Source organism: Mesorhizobium sp. P3_A10 (genome assembly GCF_056403175.1).
Map to the genome: position 1 here is coordinate 709,303 of NZ_JBFUFZ010000001.1, position 17,787 is coordinate 727,089.

A 17,787-nucleotide genomic window follows, 5' to 3' on the forward strand; every position below is an offset into this window, starting at 1 on the left:
GACAAAAGAACCAGTAGCTAGAGGTGCTGCGTGTGTACCGCGCCGGGAATGGTCAGATGCCGATGGATCCGCTTTACGACATGATCGATGATCTGGACGATGACGATATAGACGACGCCGACCACCAGCAGCGGCGTCAAAGGATCAAGATAGACTTTGCCAAGGACGGTCGGTCCCCCCATCAAATCGTGAACGGTGATGACGCTTGTTATGGCTGAGGCCTTGACCACGGCGACCGTTTCGCTGCCGAGATTTCCCAGGATCGACCTCAGCGCAAGCGGCGCGTGAACGCGGAAAAAGGCGCGGGTCCGCGTCATGCCGATGGCAAGGGCTGCCTCGAGCAGTCCGCGTGGCACCATTTTCAAACCACCTCTGATTGTCTCGCCCAGATAGGCCGCGTTGTTGATGCTGAGCACGAAGACTGCCGTGCGGAACGGCGAACTGAGCACAAGGTCCCAGAACAGTCCGCCACGCAGCCAGGAGATTCGCGGCATGCCGTAGTAGACAAGAAACAGCAGGATCAGCAGCGGCACGCCGCGGAAGACGAAGATATAGGCCTTGGCGATGAGGCGGACCGTCTGTCGGCCATATTCATGCATCGACGCCAGGATACCGCCGAGCAGAAAACCGAACACCATGCTGAGCCCGGTCAGCGCGACGGTAACAATGAAGCCATTGGCGACCGCCAACCAGAAAACCTGCGTGTTCAGGATTGCGAAATTCAGCATTTATCGAGACCTATCGATAATTGCTTCGAAGCGATGCTGGATCAGGCCGGACACGGCAGAAATGGCAAGATACATGCCTGCCGCGATCATGTAGCACAACATAGGCTCACGCGTTGATCCGGCGATGATGGTGGTGGTACGGCTGAGTTCCTGCACGCCTATGAGCGAAGCTAGCGCGGAAATCTTCAGCATCACCAGGAACAAATTGCCGAGCGCTGGCGTCGCGGAACGCAACACCAGCGGCACGACGATGCGCCGGCGGATCTGGAAGGGCGTCATTCCTATCGACAGCCCCGCTTCGGTGTATCCACGGGGAAGCACGCCCATCCAGTCCTTGAAAATGACGGCTGCGTAGGAACCAAACTGGACCGACAGCGCTACCACGGCGGCGATCATGGGGTTCGTTCCACCAAGCTGAAAGCCGATGGCCTTGCCGATCCCCGCGAACGCGATGTTGGAGCCGTAGAAGACGATGAAGATGACAATCACTTCTGGCAGACCGCGGAACAAATTGATATATCCGGCCCCCAACATCGCGACCGGCCGGCTCGGTGAGAAACTGGCGAACGCAACCGCCAGCCCGATTGCAACGCAGATGGGAAAGGACACAGCCGACAACCCGAGGGTCAAGGCTGCGCCCTTCAACCAAAAGACAAAATAGGGTGCAACGATATAGATCATTGCACGTCACCGTAGCCCAGAAGCATCACTCGGACTGGAGCTTGGTGTTCAGGTATTTCTCACCGAGTTCGTTGAGCTTGCCGGACGCGATCACCGCGTCGAGGCCGGTGTTGAACTTGGTGACCAGGTCGGTTGATCCCTTGCGGAAGAACCAGCCGCGGCCATCGCCGACGAACTGCTTGTCGAAGCTGGGCTTGTCCACCAGCTTGTATTTTCCGGTGCTGACGAACTGCTGCTGGAGTTGCAGATTGTCGTTCTGGAACGCTGCGATGCGTCCGGCATCAAGATCGAGAACGGCGGCATCCGGGCTTTCATAGCCTTGAATTTCGGTGTCGTTGCCAAGTGTGGCTTTGATGTAATCGTAGTAGGACTGCGTTCCGACGATGGTGCCGATCGGCTTGCCCTTCAGTCCGGGGATGCCCGCGGAAATGTCGGCGTCCTGAGGCACCAGGAAGGCGTAGCCAACCTTGTAGATGATCCGCGTCGCGTCATATTTTTCAAGGCGCGGCTTGGTTTCCGTGACAGTCGTTCCGACCATGTCGATCGTCCCGGTTTCCAGGGCCGTCCAGATGCCATCCCACGGCACGCTGGAGATTTCGCAATTTGCCTTGATCTCGGCGCAGACCAACTTGACGAGGTCCGGCTCAAGACCTGTCAACTCGCCATTGGCGTCGATGAAGGCGAAGGGCTTGTAGGCTGCATCGATGCCGATCTTGATTGCTTCGTCGGCATTGGCCGTCGAGAAAGGCATGAGACTCACGGCAGTCATGAAGATTGCTGCCGGCAGGTTACGCATTTTCATTTTGTTCCCCTTTTTGTTGTGGTTCACTTACGATCGATATCTCTGCAGAAAGGATGCCAGTGTCGGCGATTTCGGCGCCGTCAAAAGGTCTTCTGGCTTGCCTCTTTCCTCGATGTTCCCCCCCGATAGGTAGATGACCTCGGACGACACTTCGCGGGCGAAGTGCATTTCGTGCGTCACGATCACCATCGTCCGGCCTTCGACGGCAAGGCGCTGCATCACGCGCAACACCTCGCCGACAAGTTCGGGATCGAGCGCCGATGTCGGTTCGTCGAACAGCAGGATTTCCGGTTCCATGGCCAGCGCGCGGGCGATTGCGACACGCTGCTGCTGGCCGCCGGAAAGCTGCGACGGATAGTGACCGCTCCTGTCGGTAAGCCCCACTTTGTCCAGATAGGCGCTCGCACGGTCATGCGCCTCTTTCCTGGATACGCGCAGCACCTGGAGCGGCCCTTCCATCACGTTTTCAATGGCGCTGCGATGCGGCCAGAGGTTGAACGACTGGAAGACCATGCCGACTTTGCGCCTGAGAATGACCAGCTCGCCGCTCTGTCTGCGCGACCGCTTGCCGCCCTGAACCGCCGGAAAGACCGCGCCGTCCAGCACGATATCGCCCGCGGTCGGCTCTTCCAGAAAATTGATGCAGCGGATCAGCGTGCTTTTGCCAGACCCGGAACTGCCGATCAACGTCAGGATGTCTCCTTTGTTCGCCGCAAGGTTGACGCCTTTGAGCACCTCCAGCGGACCGAAGGATTTTCTGAGATTTCGAACCTCCAGGAGGGGTCGATCCGCGACTGCTGAGCCCTGCTCCATCAAGTATCCTGTGCTAAAAAACTGACCTACCTGTATACAGGCTGGTGCAGATTCCGACCGTTGTCAATAGCTGTATACAGCAGTCGATTGCTCGGCGCGGCATGCAATTAAATGCTGAAGGCGTTCCTTTCTCACCCAGGCGGCGCCATCACCGCCACCAGCGTTTGCCTTGCACCCGAAAGCTCTCGGAAAGTAGCCGGGGCATCAATTGATTTTTTGGTGGCAATATGTGAGTAATATCTGCCTATCCGGCGACTGCCCGGCATGCGATCGCGTATTCGGCGGCGCTCTATCTTGCCTGTAGCGGCTGACAAATCCTAACGTCGAACGGCGACGTCGCGTGATCAGCCTCGCCGGCGCGGAGCAGCCAGAAACAGCGGAAATCGGCTATCCCTGTCACAATCCGAGAGCTTATTCGAACAAATATGATCCGCACAGCCGCCGTTGCCGTTCCGCCCGGCCATCTTAACCGGCGCACGGGCTCGTGCTTGTCCTCACAAAGCATCTCTCGTCGAAATGATTCAACTTCCAACGACACCATTCACTTGTCGCCGGTGTGATTGTCGCCCTTAGGTGCGCCAGGCATTCTAGGTTTCAGAACAGACACGTCATCGCGTTGCTGGCTTCAGAAACAATGCCACCGATTTGACAATCGCTCAGCCTGCCCGATGAACCGTGCCGCGAACCTGCGGACTCGTCGGATTGATGCAGGCAGCGCAACGGGTGGAGACAGCGGTGAACCGCGAACCTTTTATTACCTGCGCCGTGACCGGCGGCGGCGACTTCGCCGGCAAAAGCCCACATGTCCCTGTCACGCCGATGGAAATAGCCGACAGTGCGCTCGAAGCCCATGAGGCGGGTGCGGCCATCGTACATTTACATGTCCGCGATCCGAAAACCCGGCTTGGTAGCCGTGACCCTGGCCTTTTCCGGGAACTCGTAACGATCATCCGCGAACGCAACACGGACGTCATCATCAACCTCACCGGCGGCATGGGCGGAGAGATCCTGTTCGGACCGGCCGAAAAGCCCTTCCCTCCGACGCCGGACACGGATTTCGTTGGCCCGGAAGAACGCATGCAGCACATTGTCGAACTCAAGCCGGAAATCGCCAGCCTGGATACCGGGTCGCTCAATTTCGACGAGGCGCTTTATGCGACCACCCCGACCTGGTTGCGCAAAATGTGCACCGGTTACCAGGCAAGTGGTGTGGTACCGGAGATCGAGGTTTTCGAACTCGGCCATATCGAACTCGCAAAGCAGCTGATCAAGGAAGGCATTGTTCGGCAGCCACCGATCTTCCAGCTTTGCCTCGGCATCAAATATGGCGCGCCGGCAACGCCCGATGCGATGATGGCAATGCGGAATGCCCTGCCGGCAAATGCGATCTGGGCGGGCTTCGGCCTGGGCGCTTTGCAGTTGCCGATGGCCGCGCAGGCGGTTTTGATGGGCGGCAATATCCGGGTCGGTCTCGAAGACAATCTCTATCTTGAGCGCGGCGTTCTGGCCACCAATGCCCAGCTGGTCGCGCGGGCCAAGACTATTGTCGAAGGCATGGGCGCCAAAGTCCTTTCTTCCAATGCCACCCGCGAACGGCTTGGTCTTCAACCGAAAGCCTGAGTTTCTCAACCCAAGGAGACGCGCGTGGATCGCAAGGCTTTCGCGGAAAAAATACGTTCCCGCCAGACTGTGTTTGGCATCTGGATGGGCATTCCCCACCCCATGGTGGCCGAAACCCTGGCTCAGACAAACGCCGACTTCCTATTGGTCGATGGCGAACACGCTCCCATTCCGCCCGACAGTCTGGGTGCGCTTCTGCCGGCCACGGAACTTCACAATATGCCCGTGATCTACCGCGTGCGGTGGAAAACGCCGGAGTTGATAAAAGGCGCGCTCGATCAAGGCGTGACGGGCCTCATGGTTCCGATGATCAACTCTGAGGCGGAAGCGCGCGCTGCCGTCTCCTCTACAAAGTACCCGCCACTGGGAACGCGTGGCGCCGGCGCATGGCGCGCATCGAACTATTATCTCGACGAGAAAGAGTACTTTGCCACTGCGGATACGCTCACCCTGGTCATCCTGCAGATCGAAACGCGCGAGGCGGTTGAAGATATCGACGGGATCGCGGCGGTTAAGGGCGTCGACGTACTTTACATTGGCCCGGCGGATCTCGCTCTATCGCTGGGATTAAAGCCCGGCGAGCTTCATCCCGAATTGCTGGCCGCCTGTGAAAGCGTAGCTACTGCAGCGGCCAAAAAAGGTATTGTGGCTGGCATCGACGTGGCCTCTTCCGATTTCATCCCCACTTTCATGGCATTGGGCTTCAGCGTTTTCACGTTTGGCTCTGACACCGGCTTTCTGGTGCTGGGCGGGCGTGATGCAATGGCGGAAGTACGAGCCAAACTGACGATCAATAGCGGCCGCTGATGCGTGACAAGCGATATCAGTCACTTTGCGGAACTCGCGTCGTCCTGCACTGCGCCGTGCAGATGGCGTTCCTCTGGGCCAGTGAAGCGAAAGGTCCGGCGCCGGATCGCAATTGGGCGGATCGACGGCGATGCCTATGTCGCCTCCGATGGGAAACGTGAGCCGTTGGCGCGCTATGCCGATCTGCGCAAGCAACTGGCTTTGACCGGGTCAGAAGCTGCGAACAACGTGGCCTTCATCCGTCATGCCGACCATCCGGTTGGGCGGGCGGGACTCGCCTGTCACTGCCCCCGGCTATCCGCGCAAATATGGAGCGGATACCCGAAACGTGCTGGCAAGGCACGGTACCAACGAGGCCAGATCTTAGGACTGCTCGCCCGGGCGCCGCTGCTGAAAGCTGGCCCAACCACACACAATTTCTACCGGATTGAGAGGAACCGATGGCCATCGACATTGCCGTTCCCTTGCAAGGCAAGGTCGCGCTGATCACCGGATCAACCAGCGGCATGGGACTAGAGACTGCCCGCGTACTGGCCCGTAACGGCGCGTCGGTTGCGCTTCACGGTCTGGGAGACAGCGCCGAGATCGCAGCGGTCCTGAACGAACTCGGAGGTCTTGGTGCAGTGGCGCGCCACTTCGGGCACGATCTTTCCGTGCACGATCAGGGTGCCGCCTTGGTGCCGGATGTGATTGCGGAGATGGGGCGTGTGGATATCCTGATCAACAATGCGGGTATCCAGCACGTCGCCGATATTCAGGACTTTCCCGATGCCGAATGGCACCGGCTGATCGCCGTCAACCTAACGGCGGCCTTTACCGCGATCCGCGCCGCATGGCCGGGAATGCGCGAACGCCGATGGGGGCGGATCATCAACACGGCATCGACTCTCGCCATGACGGCGGAGCCACGCAAGGCGGCCTATGTTTCGGCCAAGCATGGCGTTCTGGGACTGACGCGGGAGATCGCGCTTGAAGGAGCGGAGCTCGGCATCACCTGTAACGCGATCTGCCCGGGTTGGGTGCTGACGCCTTTGGTTCGAAAGCAGGTTGAGGCAAAGGCCGCGGCGTTTGGCTTGACCTTTGACGAAACGGCACGTCAGCATTTCCTGCGCGATCTTCCGACAAAGCGTTTCGTGGAAACCGAAGAGATTGCCGCCGCAATGCTGTTCCTGTGCAGCGATGCGGCGCGCTCGATAACGGGCGTGGCATTGCCGGTCGATGGCGCAAGCATCGTAGTCTGAGAAGACGGTCCGGACGGCCCACGATCTACGACACCAGCTCTGCTTCATAGGGCGGGAAGCAAGGTGCGAATGCAGTGTCTGACCAAGATTGAGGAGGACTACGTGAGCAAAGTTCGATCTGCGGCCGACGACGTGCTGGCTGAAATTATCCGGGACGGCATGACAATTATGTCCGGCGGATTCGGACTCTGCGGCATCCCGGAAAGCCTGATCGAAGCTGTGCGGTTGTCCGGGGCCAAAGACCTCACATTCATTTCAAACAATGCGGGTGTTGATGGGATCGGCCTTGGTCGCTTGCTTGAGACGCGTCAAATCCGAAAGATGATCTCATCCTATGTGGGCGAGAACAAACTCTTCGCGCAACAGTACCTGTCGGGCGATCTCGAACTCGAATTTAATCCGCAGGGCACCCTCGCCGAACGGATCCGCGCAGGAGGTGCTGGCATTCCGGCATTTTACACGAAAACCGGGGTCGGAACTCTTATTGCCGACGGTAAGCCGACTCAGGAATTCGACGGAGAGTTGTATGTCATGGAGCGGAGTCTTTGGGCCGACATCGCACTGGTGCACGCCTATAAGGGCGATGCTGAGGGCAACCTCGTTTACCGAAAAACGGCACGCAATTTCAATCCTGTGATGGCCACCGCCGCCAACGTAACAGTCGCTGAAGTCGAACACCTTGTTCAGATCGGTGAACTGGATCCCGACCAGATTCACACCCAAGGGATATTTGTCTCGGCAGTCATTCACGACCCAAATCCGTCAAAGCATATCGAGCAAAGGACAATACGCAGGCGCGAACTCATGTCGGATGGAGCAGTTTAATGGCGTGGACACGCGAACAGATGGCTGCACGCGCGGGTCAGGAATTGCGCGACGGATACTATGTCAACCTAGGCATCGGAATTCCGACGCTGGTTGCAAATTTCATTCCCGGCGGAATGAGGGTCAATTTGCAGAGCGAAAATGGCATGTTGGGAATGGGCCCGTTCCCCTATGAGGGCGACGAGGACGCTGATTTGATCAATGCCGGCAAGCAAACGATCTCCGAGCTTCCGACAACAAGCTACTTCTCGAGTGCCGATAGTTTCGCAATGATTCGCGGCGGACATATCGATCTTTCCATTCTCGGTGCGATGCAGGTTTCCTCAAGCGGCGATCTGGCGAACTGGATGATCCCTGGTCACATGGTGAAAGGCATGGGTGGTGCGATGGATCTTGTGGCTGGAGTCAAGCGTGTTGTCGTCGTTATGGAACATGTGGCCAAAGGCCAACCCAAGCTGGTATCCGAATGCACGCTCCCATTGACCGGGAAGCGCGTGGCGGATCTCGTCATAACCGACCTCGGCACTTTCGAAATCCAAAAGCGTGGCGACGTCAAAATGACACTTACAGGGTTGGCGGATGGCGTAACGGTGGATGAAATTCGTTCGAAAACGGCAGCAGAATTTTCCATTGCCCTTGGTTCGCCCGGTGCCATGACCTAGGCGCTTTGCGCGTTGTTAGCAACACCGCACGCTTGTTCGGCGGCGCAAAGCAGAAAAAGCTAGGCTATTTTGTCGAACCGACGCTTTATGCGCTTGAGGACAATGCCTCGCCGATCGTTCGGGAAGAGATTTCTGGACCGATCCTGGCAGCGTTTCCATTTGAGGATGAGGCCGAGCTATCGCAAAGGCTAACGACAGCATTTGCGGCCTTGCGGCAATGAGAGAAGTCCTGCGTCACATCGAAATGATGCCGGCGACCGAAGCTTTGGCTAGACTTGGTCGGTGCAGTCTTCCCATGTACGAACGGATGTCGACCTCTGACGACTTCATTGAAGGTGCTCGGGCCTTCCGAGAAACGCCCTGATGGAGCGGTCGCTGAGGCGGAGCGACAGCCCAATCTGTAACAGTCACTTTCAGGTCCGTAAGATATCGTCGTTTGTGGTTGCCGCCGCGCAGTCGATATTTCTACCCGACGCTTCCGGCTAACGTGGGCTTGTGCCACGGCAAGCATGCACCAACATCGGAAGCACCTGGAAGCATACCTTCGCGGTGGCGAGAGTGAGGACCTCGTGTTGGTGAGCGTGTTCAACCCGCCCCTTAAAGGCACCGACGACTTGAAGAGCCCCGGACGGCTCGGCTACTGATCTGAAGGATAGATACCCGCACCAGTCGACCAGCAACCCATCGGATCATTGGCCGGCTCATCCTGGCTCTTTACGAGAATGTTCAAGGGTTACTAGCGTCTCTTGTTTTTTCATCGAAGGAGCTGACGTGTATAACATTCTAGGATATCAAGCGGAAACTGGCAGCGCTAAATATCTGCCAGGCGCCTGGGCCGACGCCACTGCGGAGATCATCGAATGCCTCGAGGAGCCGGTGCTCCCCAAACTGCTCGCGCGCGCATTGAACACACTTCTTCCGTTCGAGCACTGCGAACAGATGGTGTATCGTCATAACGCCAACCCAATCCTCGTATATGACGGTGAGATAGAGGCACGTTATGCGCCCGGCATTACCAACTACCTCAAGAGCAGCTACCTAATAGACCCTGTTTACAGGATGTACTGCGCCGGTATGCGGTCCGGCGCGTACCGCGTGCGAGATCTCGCAAAATCTTGTGGTACCAATTCCGATGATCCCGCCAAATACAGGGCTTCTCCGAAGGCTGACGAAGAAATTGGACATCTGACGAACAGTTGGCTGGCCGGAAGAGAAGAGGTTTGCCTAACGCTCGAAATGCAAGGCGAGGAATGCGCCGCGATCACATTAGCGCGAAAGCGGGGGGATCGTGGTTTTTCGGCGGGAGAGATCGAGCAGTTAAGGACAGTGATACCGTTTCTGGCGGCTGCCTTCCGTCGCCATTGGCGCCAGGCCCGCTTTACCCACACCGCCGCTGAACGCAAAACCGTTTTGGGGATCGGTAGTCTGACAGGCACATTGAGTCCTCGGGAGCGAGAAATCGCCTTGCTGCTGTTGCGCGGCAACTCAACGCTCTCCATCAGCCTGCGGCTTGGCATTTCTATCAGCACCGTCAAAACGCATCGCAAGAACCTTTATGCGAAACTTGGCATCGCGACCCAATTTGAACTTTTCACGCTATTCACTGATTCCGTTGGCGACAGGCTGCACGGCTAAGGAATTTCCTTTTGATAACGCATCACGGTCGATCAACCGATTTTCACAGGGATCCTTGCTTCCAGCCGGCGGAAGAGGAACACGAGCACAAATGTGATTCCCATGTATATGACGGCAAGCAGCAACAAAGGCTCGTAGGTCAGATAGGTATCCTGCCGGACCTTTGAGGATACGGCAAAAATGTCGATGACGCTGATCGTCGCGACCAGTGGCGTCGACTTCAGTTGAAGCACAGTCTCTCCCGTCAGAGTTGGCAACGCTCGATAAACGGCTTGGGGGAGCCATATCCGGCGGAAGGCAGTGAACCGTGACATACCGAAGGCACGGGCGGCTTCGAGTTGTCCGCGCGGGACGCCTGCGAACGCTCCTCGCATGACCTCTGCTTCATAGCCGGCAAAGCTGAGAGTAAGAGCCACGGCACCGTAGGGCCAAGCTTGCCTCAGATAAGGCCAGAGCCAAGATTCTCGAGTCCAGGGAACTTGCGGGAACAGCGACCCAAGTCCGTAATACAGCATCCAAATCTGCAGCAGAAGTGGCGTGCCTCTTATAATGGTGCAGAAAATTCTGGCCGGAGCCGACAACCAAGCAGGTCCGACAACTTGCACCAGCCCGATCGGAACGGCGAGAATAAAACCCACGACGCTGGTAACAGCGAGCAACCACAAAGTGCGCCACAACCCAACCAGACCCAACTCATAATACCGAGGCAGCCAGTCCCAGCGCATGAAGACTGCGGCCGCCGTCACGAGTGCGAAGGCCATCCCTATCATGACAACGCGATGAGGCCGGAGCCACGACGCATCGCGGCTGGAGACGGCTTTGACGACATCCGCGCCTGTCGTCAAAGCGAGGCCTCCCGCATTTTGGGCATACCGCGCCTAGCCCGTTCTTCGAGGCGGCTGATCAACGCGTTGGACCCGATCGACAACAGCAGATAGAGGACGCCCGCCGCCGAGAAGAACGTGAAATACGCCTTTGTGACACCCGCTGCCTGACGCGTTTCCAGCACGAGTTCGCTGAAGCCAACCACGGCCAGCAGGGCTGTGTCCTTGGTTGCAATCAGCCAAAGATTGGCAAGACCCGGCAACGCGAAGGGCAGCATCGCCGGAATTGTCACGCGCCGGAGGGTAAGGAGAGGCGGCATTCCATATGCGCGTGCTGCTTCGATCTGGCCTTGCGGTATGGCTAGAATGGCTCCACGTATGACTTCGGTGGAGTAGGCTCCCTGCACAAAACCAAGAACCAGGATGCCAGCTGCGAGACCATTTATCTCGATTGGTTGATATCCCGATGCGCGTAGCAGGTGGTTTATTAGATCGGCTCCGGCGTAGTAGAGCAATAATATCAGCACCAATTCCGGTACCGCTCTCACCAGCGTCGTGTAAACCTGAAGTATGTCGCGCACGATCAGTCCAGCGTATAGCTTGCCATACGCACCAGAAATACCGATCACCAATCCGAGGCTGAACGCACCGGCGGCGATCTCGATAGTATGAAGCAATCCGCGCAGAAGATTGCTTCCCCAGCCTCCAAAAGGCGACAGCAGTTCGATCGTGGCTGTCGCAAAAGAGACGCCTGACGTATCCATAATCCGCGATCCTATCTGTGGATATCAGTGCAGGGCTGAAGCTGATGCCCGCAACCAGACGAGTCCGGTAGAAGAGGCCCACTTCATCACTTCAACGGAATCTATTGTCCGTAGATATCCACATCGAAATACTTTCTCGTGATTTCCGCATACTTTCCGTTCGCGCGGATCGTTTTGATGGAAGCGTTGATTTTGTCCTTCAGTTCAGCATCGCCCTTGCGAAGGCCGACGCCGACTCCAGGCCCATAAATATCGACATCGGGTGCAATCTTGCCTTTGATCTCGCAGCACTGTTTGCCCTGGTCCGTCTTTAGGAATTCTGCCAAGGCGAACTGTTCCGCCTGGACGGCGTCAACGCGGCCGGCAGCGAGATCCTGCACGGCTTCATCCATCGTCTGGTATTCTTTGATCTCCGCTGCCGCCGGGAAGTGCTTTTTGGCGTATGCGGCGTGCGTTGTAGCCGTTTGCACTCCAATGATCTTGCCGGCCATACCCTCAGGCGTTGGCTGGAAGTTCTCGCCCTTTGGGCCGATAATTGCGACCGGCGACTCGTAGTATTTGTCTGAAAAATCGATGATTTTCTTGCGTTCTTCGGTAATCGACATGGAGTTGGCGAAGACATCGATCTTACCCGTCGTCAGTGCCGGGATGACGGCATCCCACGCTATCGGCGTGGTCACGCAGTCAAGCTTGGCTTCCGCACAGATAGCCGCCATGAAGTCGATCTCCCAGCCGACCCATTTGCCCGAGGGGTCCGGCGAGGCAAACGGAGGAAAGGGCTCGGCGGCCACGCCTATCTTGAGCGGCTCCGCTGCTGCGTGGCCCATGCTGACCATGATCGCAATTCCGGCTGTCGCCAGCGTTCTGATCCATACATTCATGTTCTGGTTCCCCTGTTGCTCGGCCTTATTTAGCCGACGTTGCGAATAAACTGTTTGAGGCGCTCGGAGCGGGGATTGCCAAAAATCTGCTCCGGTGGGCCCTCCTCTTCCACCATGCCGTTGTGGAGGTAGATCACGTGTGTCGCGACTTCGCGGGCAAACTTCATCTCGTGCGTAACCAGCACCATCGTCCTGCCTTCCCTTGCAAGATCGGCGATTACGCGAAGAACCTCTCCAACCAGCTCTGGATCGAGAGCCGATGTAGGCTCGTCGAACAGCATAACCCTTGGTTGGATGGCGAGCGCCCGCGCGATGGCGGCGCGCTGCTGCTGGCCTCCCGAAAGAAAGGCGGGATAGACGTCACGTTTCTCGCGAAGTCCAACGCGATCGAGCAGGGCCTCGGCGGTGGCGATGGCGACATCGCGCTTGAGCCCGAGCACATGGATTGGAACCTCGATGACGTTCTGAAGAAGCGTCATGTGGCTCCAAAGATTGAAACTCTGGAACACCATGCCGAGCTTGGAGCGGACGCGTTCGATTTGCCGGCGGTCGGCAGGCACGCTGTTGCCGTGGCTCTCGGTTTTCAGTTTGATGTGTTCACCATTCACGCGGATTATTCCGCTGGTGGGATTCTCAAGGCAGTTGATGCATCTCAAGAACGTCGACTTTCCCGAGCCGCTCCCGCCGATGATGGCCACGACATCGCCGTCGCTAGCTGAAAGGGACACACCTTTGAGAACATGAAGTTGGCCGAACTTCTTGTGTAAGTTCTCAACGTGAATGGCTTCCGGTGCAGAAGAAATCCCGCGCTGGTGTTGATTGCGCGTTGCATACTGGCTGGTCATGTGCAGCCTACCACTGATTGCGTATCTCGGATGCTCCAGGTGCAGTTGCTTTCCATGAGATGTCCTGCTCAGGCGGCCATTGGATTAGGCATTGAGACCTGACAATCTTGGCAAGGTCGCCTCTTCTCGCATGTTCGGCGACGTTGCAGACCCCCGCCATCCCCCCGCAGGGGGAGGTCTCGGTATGGTCAATCCAAACGACGCATCGTTCTTCGGGGGGATGGCAGCTTCCGAGAGCGTGATGATAGTCCGAAACAGAATGATGGGGCTGGGGCGGGACGCGGCCTCGATCTGAATTCGGATTATCTCGTTGGTTCAAAACGGCTTCGGCATTCTATCAAGCAAACAGCCGGATTAGCCCAAGGCTTCGCGACCCGCCCCCTTGGTTGGAGAGTAGATCATGATCATCAATGCCTTACGGGCGGAAGCTCGCAACGCGCCGGTCAGCGGTATTGAGGCGGTCGTAAACTATGGCCGCGATCGGCCAGGTTTGATCGGCCTATGGAACGGTGAGGGTGATGCTGCGACGCCGGATTTCATCCGCAAGGCGGCTATTCAAGGTTTGGATCGGGGCGAGACCTTTTACACTTGGCAAGGCGGCCTTCCGGAGTTGCGTGATGCCCTTGCCCGGTACCACCAACGGCATTTCGGTCGCGCATTCAGTCCCGACGAGTTCGTCGTCACTATCGGCGGCATGCAGGCAATCACGCTCGCGTTGCAGGCGACCGCCGGCGCCGGCGATGAGCTGGTGTATCTCACGCCTGGATGGCCGAACATCAACATGGCCGCGGCTATCGCTGGCGTGAAACCGGTCGCGGTTCCGCTGCGGGACGGAGCCAATGGATGGACCTGCGACGTGGAGCGCATCGCAGCGGCCTTGTCGCCGCGCTCGAAAGCAATTTTCATAAACTCGCCCTCAAACCCAACCGGTTGGGTTGCGGACCGATGGACGCTCCAGGCAATCCTGGATCTCGCTCGCAAGCACGGGCTGTGGATCATTGCGGATGAGATATACTCCCTGTTTGAGTATGATACCGGTCGCGCGCCCTCATTCTTCGACGTTGTGGATCCCGAGGACCGTGTTATCTTCGTAAACTCATTTTCCAAGAATTGGGCCATGACGGGCTGGCGGGTTGGCTGGCTGACCGCTCATCCGTCCTTGTCACGCACTTTCGAGAATCTTATCCAGTACTCATCCTCTGGGGTGGCACAGTTTCTGCAGCGCGGTGCGGTCGCTGCGCTTGACGATGGCGACAGCTTCGTTGCGTCGCAGGTCGTTGCCGCGCGCAAGGCTAGAGACATGGTCTGCGATATTCTCGGCAAGTCTGGCCGCGCGCGCTTCAGTATCCCGCAAGGCGCATTCTACCTGTTTTTCACCGTTGAGGGCGTTCGCGATTCCCGGGCGGCTGCTTTCGATATTGTCGATCACGCCAATATCGGTTTGGCGCCCGGCAGTGCATTTGGCGCTGAAGGAGAAGCCTATCTCAGACTTTGCTTCCTCCGCGAGGTCGGCCAACTCGAGGAAGCCGCTCACAGACTGGCTTTGTGGATCAACTCGCACAAGTCCGGGATCGCTGCCGCTTGAGAGGCGTGGAGGCCGATGGGGTTTGCGCCTGCGGCGCGGATAGTTCCTTTCCAGGAGAAGCCCAAAATGGAAAAGTCCGTCGAGACGATCTCGGGTGATACCGAGGGCGCGAGCTACGCGTTTCCCGTGTTCCGTTTCAAGGGAAACGACGAATGCGCACCAAGGGCATACCTTCAGGCGGCACTGCACGCAGGCGAATTGCCTGGAACGGCAGCGATAAACGTTCTGATGCCGATGCTGCGAAACGCCGAGGCAGAGAACAGGATCAGAGGACATATCACCCTTGTCCCGCAGGCCAATCCCATTGGTAGGGAGCAACACCTCTTTGGCACGATCCAGGGCCGTTTTCACCTCGGCACGCGCACGAACTTCAATCGGGACTTTCCCTTGCCGTCCCGTCCGGAGGCCGCAAGCTTGCCGCCGCCGGATCCAAGGGCGATGGCCGACGCAAGGCTGAAAAGGCGCCTCGTCGAACTTTCGGTGGGGCATGACATCGTGCTCGATCTGCATTGCGACGACGAAGGTGTAGCCTACCTCTATACCTTCGCTGCGCTATGGCCTGCCATGAGCGACTGCGCCGCAGCCCTGGGACTGGAAGGGGTGATCTTGTGGCGCGAAGGTGAAGGCGGGCGATCTTTCGAGGAAGCATCCGTCCATCCCTATCTGCGATTGCCAAGAGACAAGGCGCGCCTCGACCGGCTCGTTGTCGCCACGATCGAATATCGCGGCGTCCGGAACGTGGACCGGGCGAAGGCCGAATCCGACGCGAGCGGCCTCTATCGGTTTCTTGTACTGCGCGGCGTCGTGAAGGATCCTACTGTTCTCGCGCCGCAACCCTTCAGCGGTGCTGTTGCGACGACCGAAACGATCGAAACACTTCCTGCGCCGAAGGCAGGCTTCATCCTCTACGACGTCAAGCCCGGCGACCGAGTCGAGAAAGGCCAGCGACTGGCGAGCGTTGTGCACGCGCCGGGCGAAGAAGGCGGCGGCGTGGATGTCCTCGCCCCCCAGTCCGGTTTCATCTTCACGCGCCGCAGCCATCGTTCGACACGGGCTGGGGACGATCTGCTCAAGCTCGCCGGCGATGCGCCGAGCGCCGCAGCCAAGCACGGGACGCTAGAGGATTAGGCGGAAACATTACCGATGTGGAAAGCCGGGACGGCGACGCCGGCGCGCTGGGTCTGGGAGCGAGCGTAGTAGCGATTCAAAAAGCCGATCTTCGAGCAGCGCGCGTCGGCAAGATGAATGCTTGATCTACATCGCGATACCCTACGGGAAGATAAATCGTGGCTTTGCGTCTTCGTCGTCCGCGTCGCAGACTTCATCGACTGAACCCATTCGCACCCCGAAGGAATATCGCGCGCGTCCCAGATGTATGGGCTACAGGGATGTCGATTTTCAAAGCTCAAGGTGGTCTCGCACGCAACTATGGAACACGCCACGTTTTGGCTCCCAGGCCCTCGAGCTCCGCGAACTCAGCATCTTGAGGGCGCGGAGCACTTGATCTGATCGCCAAGGATAGGGCGATGTCGGTCGATCTCAGGTGAGTAGCGATGGGGAAAAAGAAGCCAAGCACGGCCTCGACAAAACCGAACCACCAAGTCCGGAGCTGGCGACGTAATCTTGCCGACACGTACGGGCTTTTCGAGGAAATTCGGCGAAGCCGTAAAGCCGCCGAAATCTGCGCATGCTTGCTCTCCTATGGAGCACGCTTCGGCGCGACGAACCTACTTGCCGGAGTAATTCCGCCGCCAAGTCTGTCGCGGCGCGAGCAACTGTCGCACGTGGTGCTTGACGCTTGGCCTGAGGAATGGGCAAGCCGCTACTTCTCGAACGGCTATCTTTACCGTGATCCGACGATCCTGCTCGTGAGGAGGGCCAGCGGGCCGTTTCGTTGGAGCGACGTTAGCGCCCAATGCAAGGTCTGCCCGTTTGGTCGCCGCATCATGCAGGAGGCAACCGAGTTTGGCCTGAGTGAAGGTTTGACCATAGCATTCTCGACTATCGAGCGACACCAGGTCGGCTTCTCGATCGCCGGAGACAAACTGGACCCCGACCCTTGCGAGCAGCTAGCTCTCCAACTCGTGGGTGCCTACGCCCTTGGTTGCGCGCACGTTCTCGCAGGGCCCCCAAATCACTACAATCCTGTTCATTTGTCGCCACGGCAGCGGGACGTACTTCATTGGGCGTCTGAAGGACTCACTCTCGACAATATCGCCGAGCGCCTAAACATCAGCAGCAACACAGCGGACACTCATCTGCGTGCGGTCCGGGAGAGGCTAGGCGTATCGAGCACCATTCACGCCGTCGCCGAAGCCTTCCGACTCGGCCTGATCAGTTAGACATCTCACGGAATCTCGTGATGCCGAAATCCTGTTAGCACGCCCAGAATCGGTTGGCTTCCATAACGGAGAACAACCGATGCTGCATATCGTGACAAGCGAGAATATCGACCTCTATCGCGCCGAGATGGACCAAGCCTTCCAACTCCGACATAGGGTTTTCGTCGAAGAAAAGAATTGGACCGAACTCGCGAGCGAGGACGGTCGCGAGACCGACCGCTTCGACGACGAGCACGCGGTCCACATGCTTTTTACGTTTGAAAACCGCGTTGTCGGCTATCAACGGATGCTCCCATCGACCAGGCCACACCTCCTCACGGAAGTCCTGTCGGATCTCTGCGAAGGCGCGACGCCCATCGGTCCGAATATCTGGGAGTGGACGCGTTACTGTGTCGAAGCCGGCCACCGCGAGCGCGGCAGGATGCTGAGCCCCGTAGCGAATGCACTCCTTTCCGGCATTGTCGAATGGGGTTTCGACCGGGGCGTCGATACGATCATCATCGAGATGAACCCACTCTGGCTCCTCCGCCTCGTGCAACTGCATTTCAGGGTCACACCGCTCGGCCTGCCGCGGATCATCGGCAACGAGGAAACAGTGGCGGTGACCGCGAGTTTCGACGAGCGGACACTCGCCAGATTGCATGAAATGCGCAAGGCGGGCCCGCAGGCTGGCGCAGTCGACAGTTGAACGCTCGCAACGTGGCCGAGAGGAGCACCCGACAACCAGATATT

Annotated in this window: 19 protein-coding genes; 11 read left to right on the top strand and 8 right to left on the bottom strand. The window is 58.1% G+C overall.

Annotated elements, in window-relative coordinates:
- Positions 1–17 precede the first annotated feature (17 nt).
- From AC1DXU_RS03350 to AC1DXU_RS03365, 4 genes are read right to left on the bottom strand one after another with little or no spacing between them, the layout of a single operon-like run.
- The gene (locus AC1DXU_RS03350) at positions 18–728 is read right to left on the bottom strand and encodes an ABC transporter permease subunit (RefSeq protein WP_477364332.1); all 711 of its coding nucleotides are present in this window, start codon (positions 726–728) and stop codon (positions 18–20) included.
- A complete protein-coding gene (locus AC1DXU_RS03355; RefSeq protein WP_477364335.1) occupies positions 729–1,409 on the bottom strand; it encodes an amino acid ABC transporter permease in 681 nt (226 codons plus the stop codon).
- Positions 1,410–1,434: 25 nt separating this feature from the next.
- Positions 1,435–2,211: a substrate-binding periplasmic protein gene (locus AC1DXU_RS03360; RefSeq protein ID WP_477364338.1), complete on the bottom strand. Its 777-nt coding sequence runs from the start codon at positions 2,209–2,211 to the stop codon at positions 1,435–1,437.
- A gap of 27 nt (positions 2,212–2,238) precedes the next feature.
- Positions 2,239–3,024 carry an amino acid ABC transporter ATP-binding protein gene (locus AC1DXU_RS03365; RefSeq protein ID WP_477364341.1) on the bottom strand — a complete coding sequence of 262 codons (786 nt, stop codon included), beginning with the start codon at positions 3,022–3,024 and terminating at the stop codon, positions 2,239–2,241.
- Between the two features lie 735 nt (positions 3,025–3,759).
- Here AC1DXU_RS03365 and AC1DXU_RS03370 point away from each other — a divergent pair.
- The 7 genes from AC1DXU_RS03370 (at position 3,760) to AC1DXU_RS03400 (ending at position 9,814) form a co-directional block, all read left to right on the top strand.
- Positions 3,760–4,644 carry a beta-keto acid cleavage family enzyme gene (locus AC1DXU_RS03370; RefSeq protein ID WP_477364344.1) on the top strand — a complete coding sequence of 295 codons (885 nt, stop codon included), beginning with the start codon at positions 3,760–3,762 and terminating at the stop codon, positions 4,642–4,644.
- A gap of 24 nt (positions 4,645–4,668) precedes the next feature.
- The gene (locus AC1DXU_RS03375) at positions 4,669–5,451 is read left to right on the top strand and encodes an HpcH/HpaI aldolase family protein (protein ID WP_477364347.1); all 783 of its coding nucleotides are present in this window, start codon (positions 4,669–4,671) and stop codon (positions 5,449–5,451) included.
- A 440-nt stretch (positions 5,452–5,891) separates the two neighbouring features.
- The gene (locus AC1DXU_RS03380; protein ID WP_477364350.1) at positions 5,892–6,692 is read left to right on the top strand and encodes a 3-hydroxybutyrate dehydrogenase; all 801 of its coding nucleotides are present in this window, start codon (positions 5,892–5,894) and stop codon (positions 6,690–6,692) included.
- Positions 6,693–6,794: 102 nt separating this feature from the next.
- A complete protein-coding gene (locus tag AC1DXU_RS03385) occupies positions 6,795–7,517 on the top strand; it encodes a CoA transferase subunit A (protein WP_477364352.1) in 723 nt (240 codons plus the stop codon).
- Positions 7,517–8,179: a 3-oxoacid CoA-transferase subunit B gene (locus tag AC1DXU_RS03390; protein WP_477364355.1), complete on the top strand. Its 663-nt coding sequence runs from the start codon at positions 7,517–7,519 to the stop codon at positions 8,177–8,179. Before AC1DXU_RS03385 ends, AC1DXU_RS03390 begins: the two co-directional genes overlap by 1 nt.
- 32 nt (positions 8,180–8,211) lie before the next feature.
- Positions 8,212–8,400, top strand: a complete 189-nt coding sequence (locus tag AC1DXU_RS03395) for an aldehyde dehydrogenase family protein (RefSeq protein WP_477364358.1) — start codon at positions 8,212–8,214, stop codon at positions 8,398–8,400.
- 550 nt (positions 8,401–8,950) lie between these two features.
- Positions 8,951–9,814, top strand: a complete 864-nt coding sequence (locus AC1DXU_RS03400) for a helix-turn-helix transcriptional regulator (protein WP_477364361.1) — start codon at positions 8,951–8,953, stop codon at positions 9,812–9,814.
- A gap of 32 nt (positions 9,815–9,846) precedes the next feature.
- On the opposite strand, the gene AC1DXU_RS03405 is transcribed toward AC1DXU_RS03400, so the two are convergent.
- The 4 genes from AC1DXU_RS03405 to AC1DXU_RS03420 form a co-directional block, all read right to left on the bottom strand.
- Positions 9,847–10,584 carry an ABC transporter permease gene (locus AC1DXU_RS03405; protein ID WP_477365976.1) on the bottom strand — a complete coding sequence of 246 codons (738 nt, stop codon included), beginning with the start codon at positions 10,582–10,584 and terminating at the stop codon, positions 9,847–9,849.
- Between the two features lie 71 nt (positions 10,585–10,655).
- Positions 10,656–11,324 carry an ABC transporter permease gene (locus AC1DXU_RS03410; protein ID WP_477365979.1) on the bottom strand — a complete coding sequence of 223 codons (669 nt, stop codon included), beginning with the start codon at positions 11,322–11,324 and terminating at the stop codon, positions 10,656–10,658.
- Between the two features lie 179 nt (positions 11,325–11,503).
- The gene (locus AC1DXU_RS03415) at positions 11,504–12,238 is read right to left on the bottom strand and encodes a transporter substrate-binding domain-containing protein (protein ID WP_477365982.1); all 735 of its coding nucleotides are present in this window, start codon (positions 12,236–12,238) and stop codon (positions 11,504–11,506) included.
- Between the two features lie 74 nt (positions 12,239–12,312).
- The gene (locus AC1DXU_RS03420; protein ID WP_477364364.1) at positions 12,313–13,128 is read right to left on the bottom strand and encodes an ABC transporter ATP-binding protein; all 816 of its coding nucleotides are present in this window, start codon (positions 13,126–13,128) and stop codon (positions 12,313–12,315) included.
- Positions 13,129–13,528: 400 nt separating this feature from the next.
- Here AC1DXU_RS03420 and AC1DXU_RS03425 point away from each other — a divergent pair, with 400 nt between their 5' ends.
- The 4 genes from AC1DXU_RS03425 (at position 13,529) to AC1DXU_RS03440 (ending at position 17,743) form a co-directional block, all read left to right on the top strand.
- Complete coding sequence (locus AC1DXU_RS03425; protein WP_477364367.1) at positions 13,529–14,713, top strand: pyridoxal phosphate-dependent aminotransferase; 1,185 nt, start codon at positions 13,529–13,531, stop codon at positions 14,711–14,713.
- Between the two features lie 66 nt (positions 14,714–14,779).
- Positions 14,780–15,841: a peptidase M14 gene (locus tag AC1DXU_RS03430; RefSeq protein ID WP_477364370.1), complete on the top strand. Its 1,062-nt coding sequence runs from the start codon at positions 14,780–14,782 to the stop codon at positions 15,839–15,841.
- 425 nt (positions 15,842–16,266) lie between these two features.
- The gene (locus tag AC1DXU_RS03435; protein WP_477364373.1) at positions 16,267–17,055 is read left to right on the top strand and encodes a helix-turn-helix transcriptional regulator; all 789 of its coding nucleotides are present in this window, start codon (positions 16,267–16,269) and stop codon (positions 17,053–17,055) included.
- A 79-nt stretch (positions 17,056–17,134) separates the two neighbouring features.
- Positions 17,135–17,743 (top strand): acyl-homoserine-lactone synthase, encoded by a 609-nt coding sequence (locus AC1DXU_RS03440; protein WP_477364376.1) that lies wholly within the window; start codon positions 17,135–17,137, stop codon positions 17,741–17,743.
- Positions 17,744–17,787: the final 44 nt, after the last annotated feature.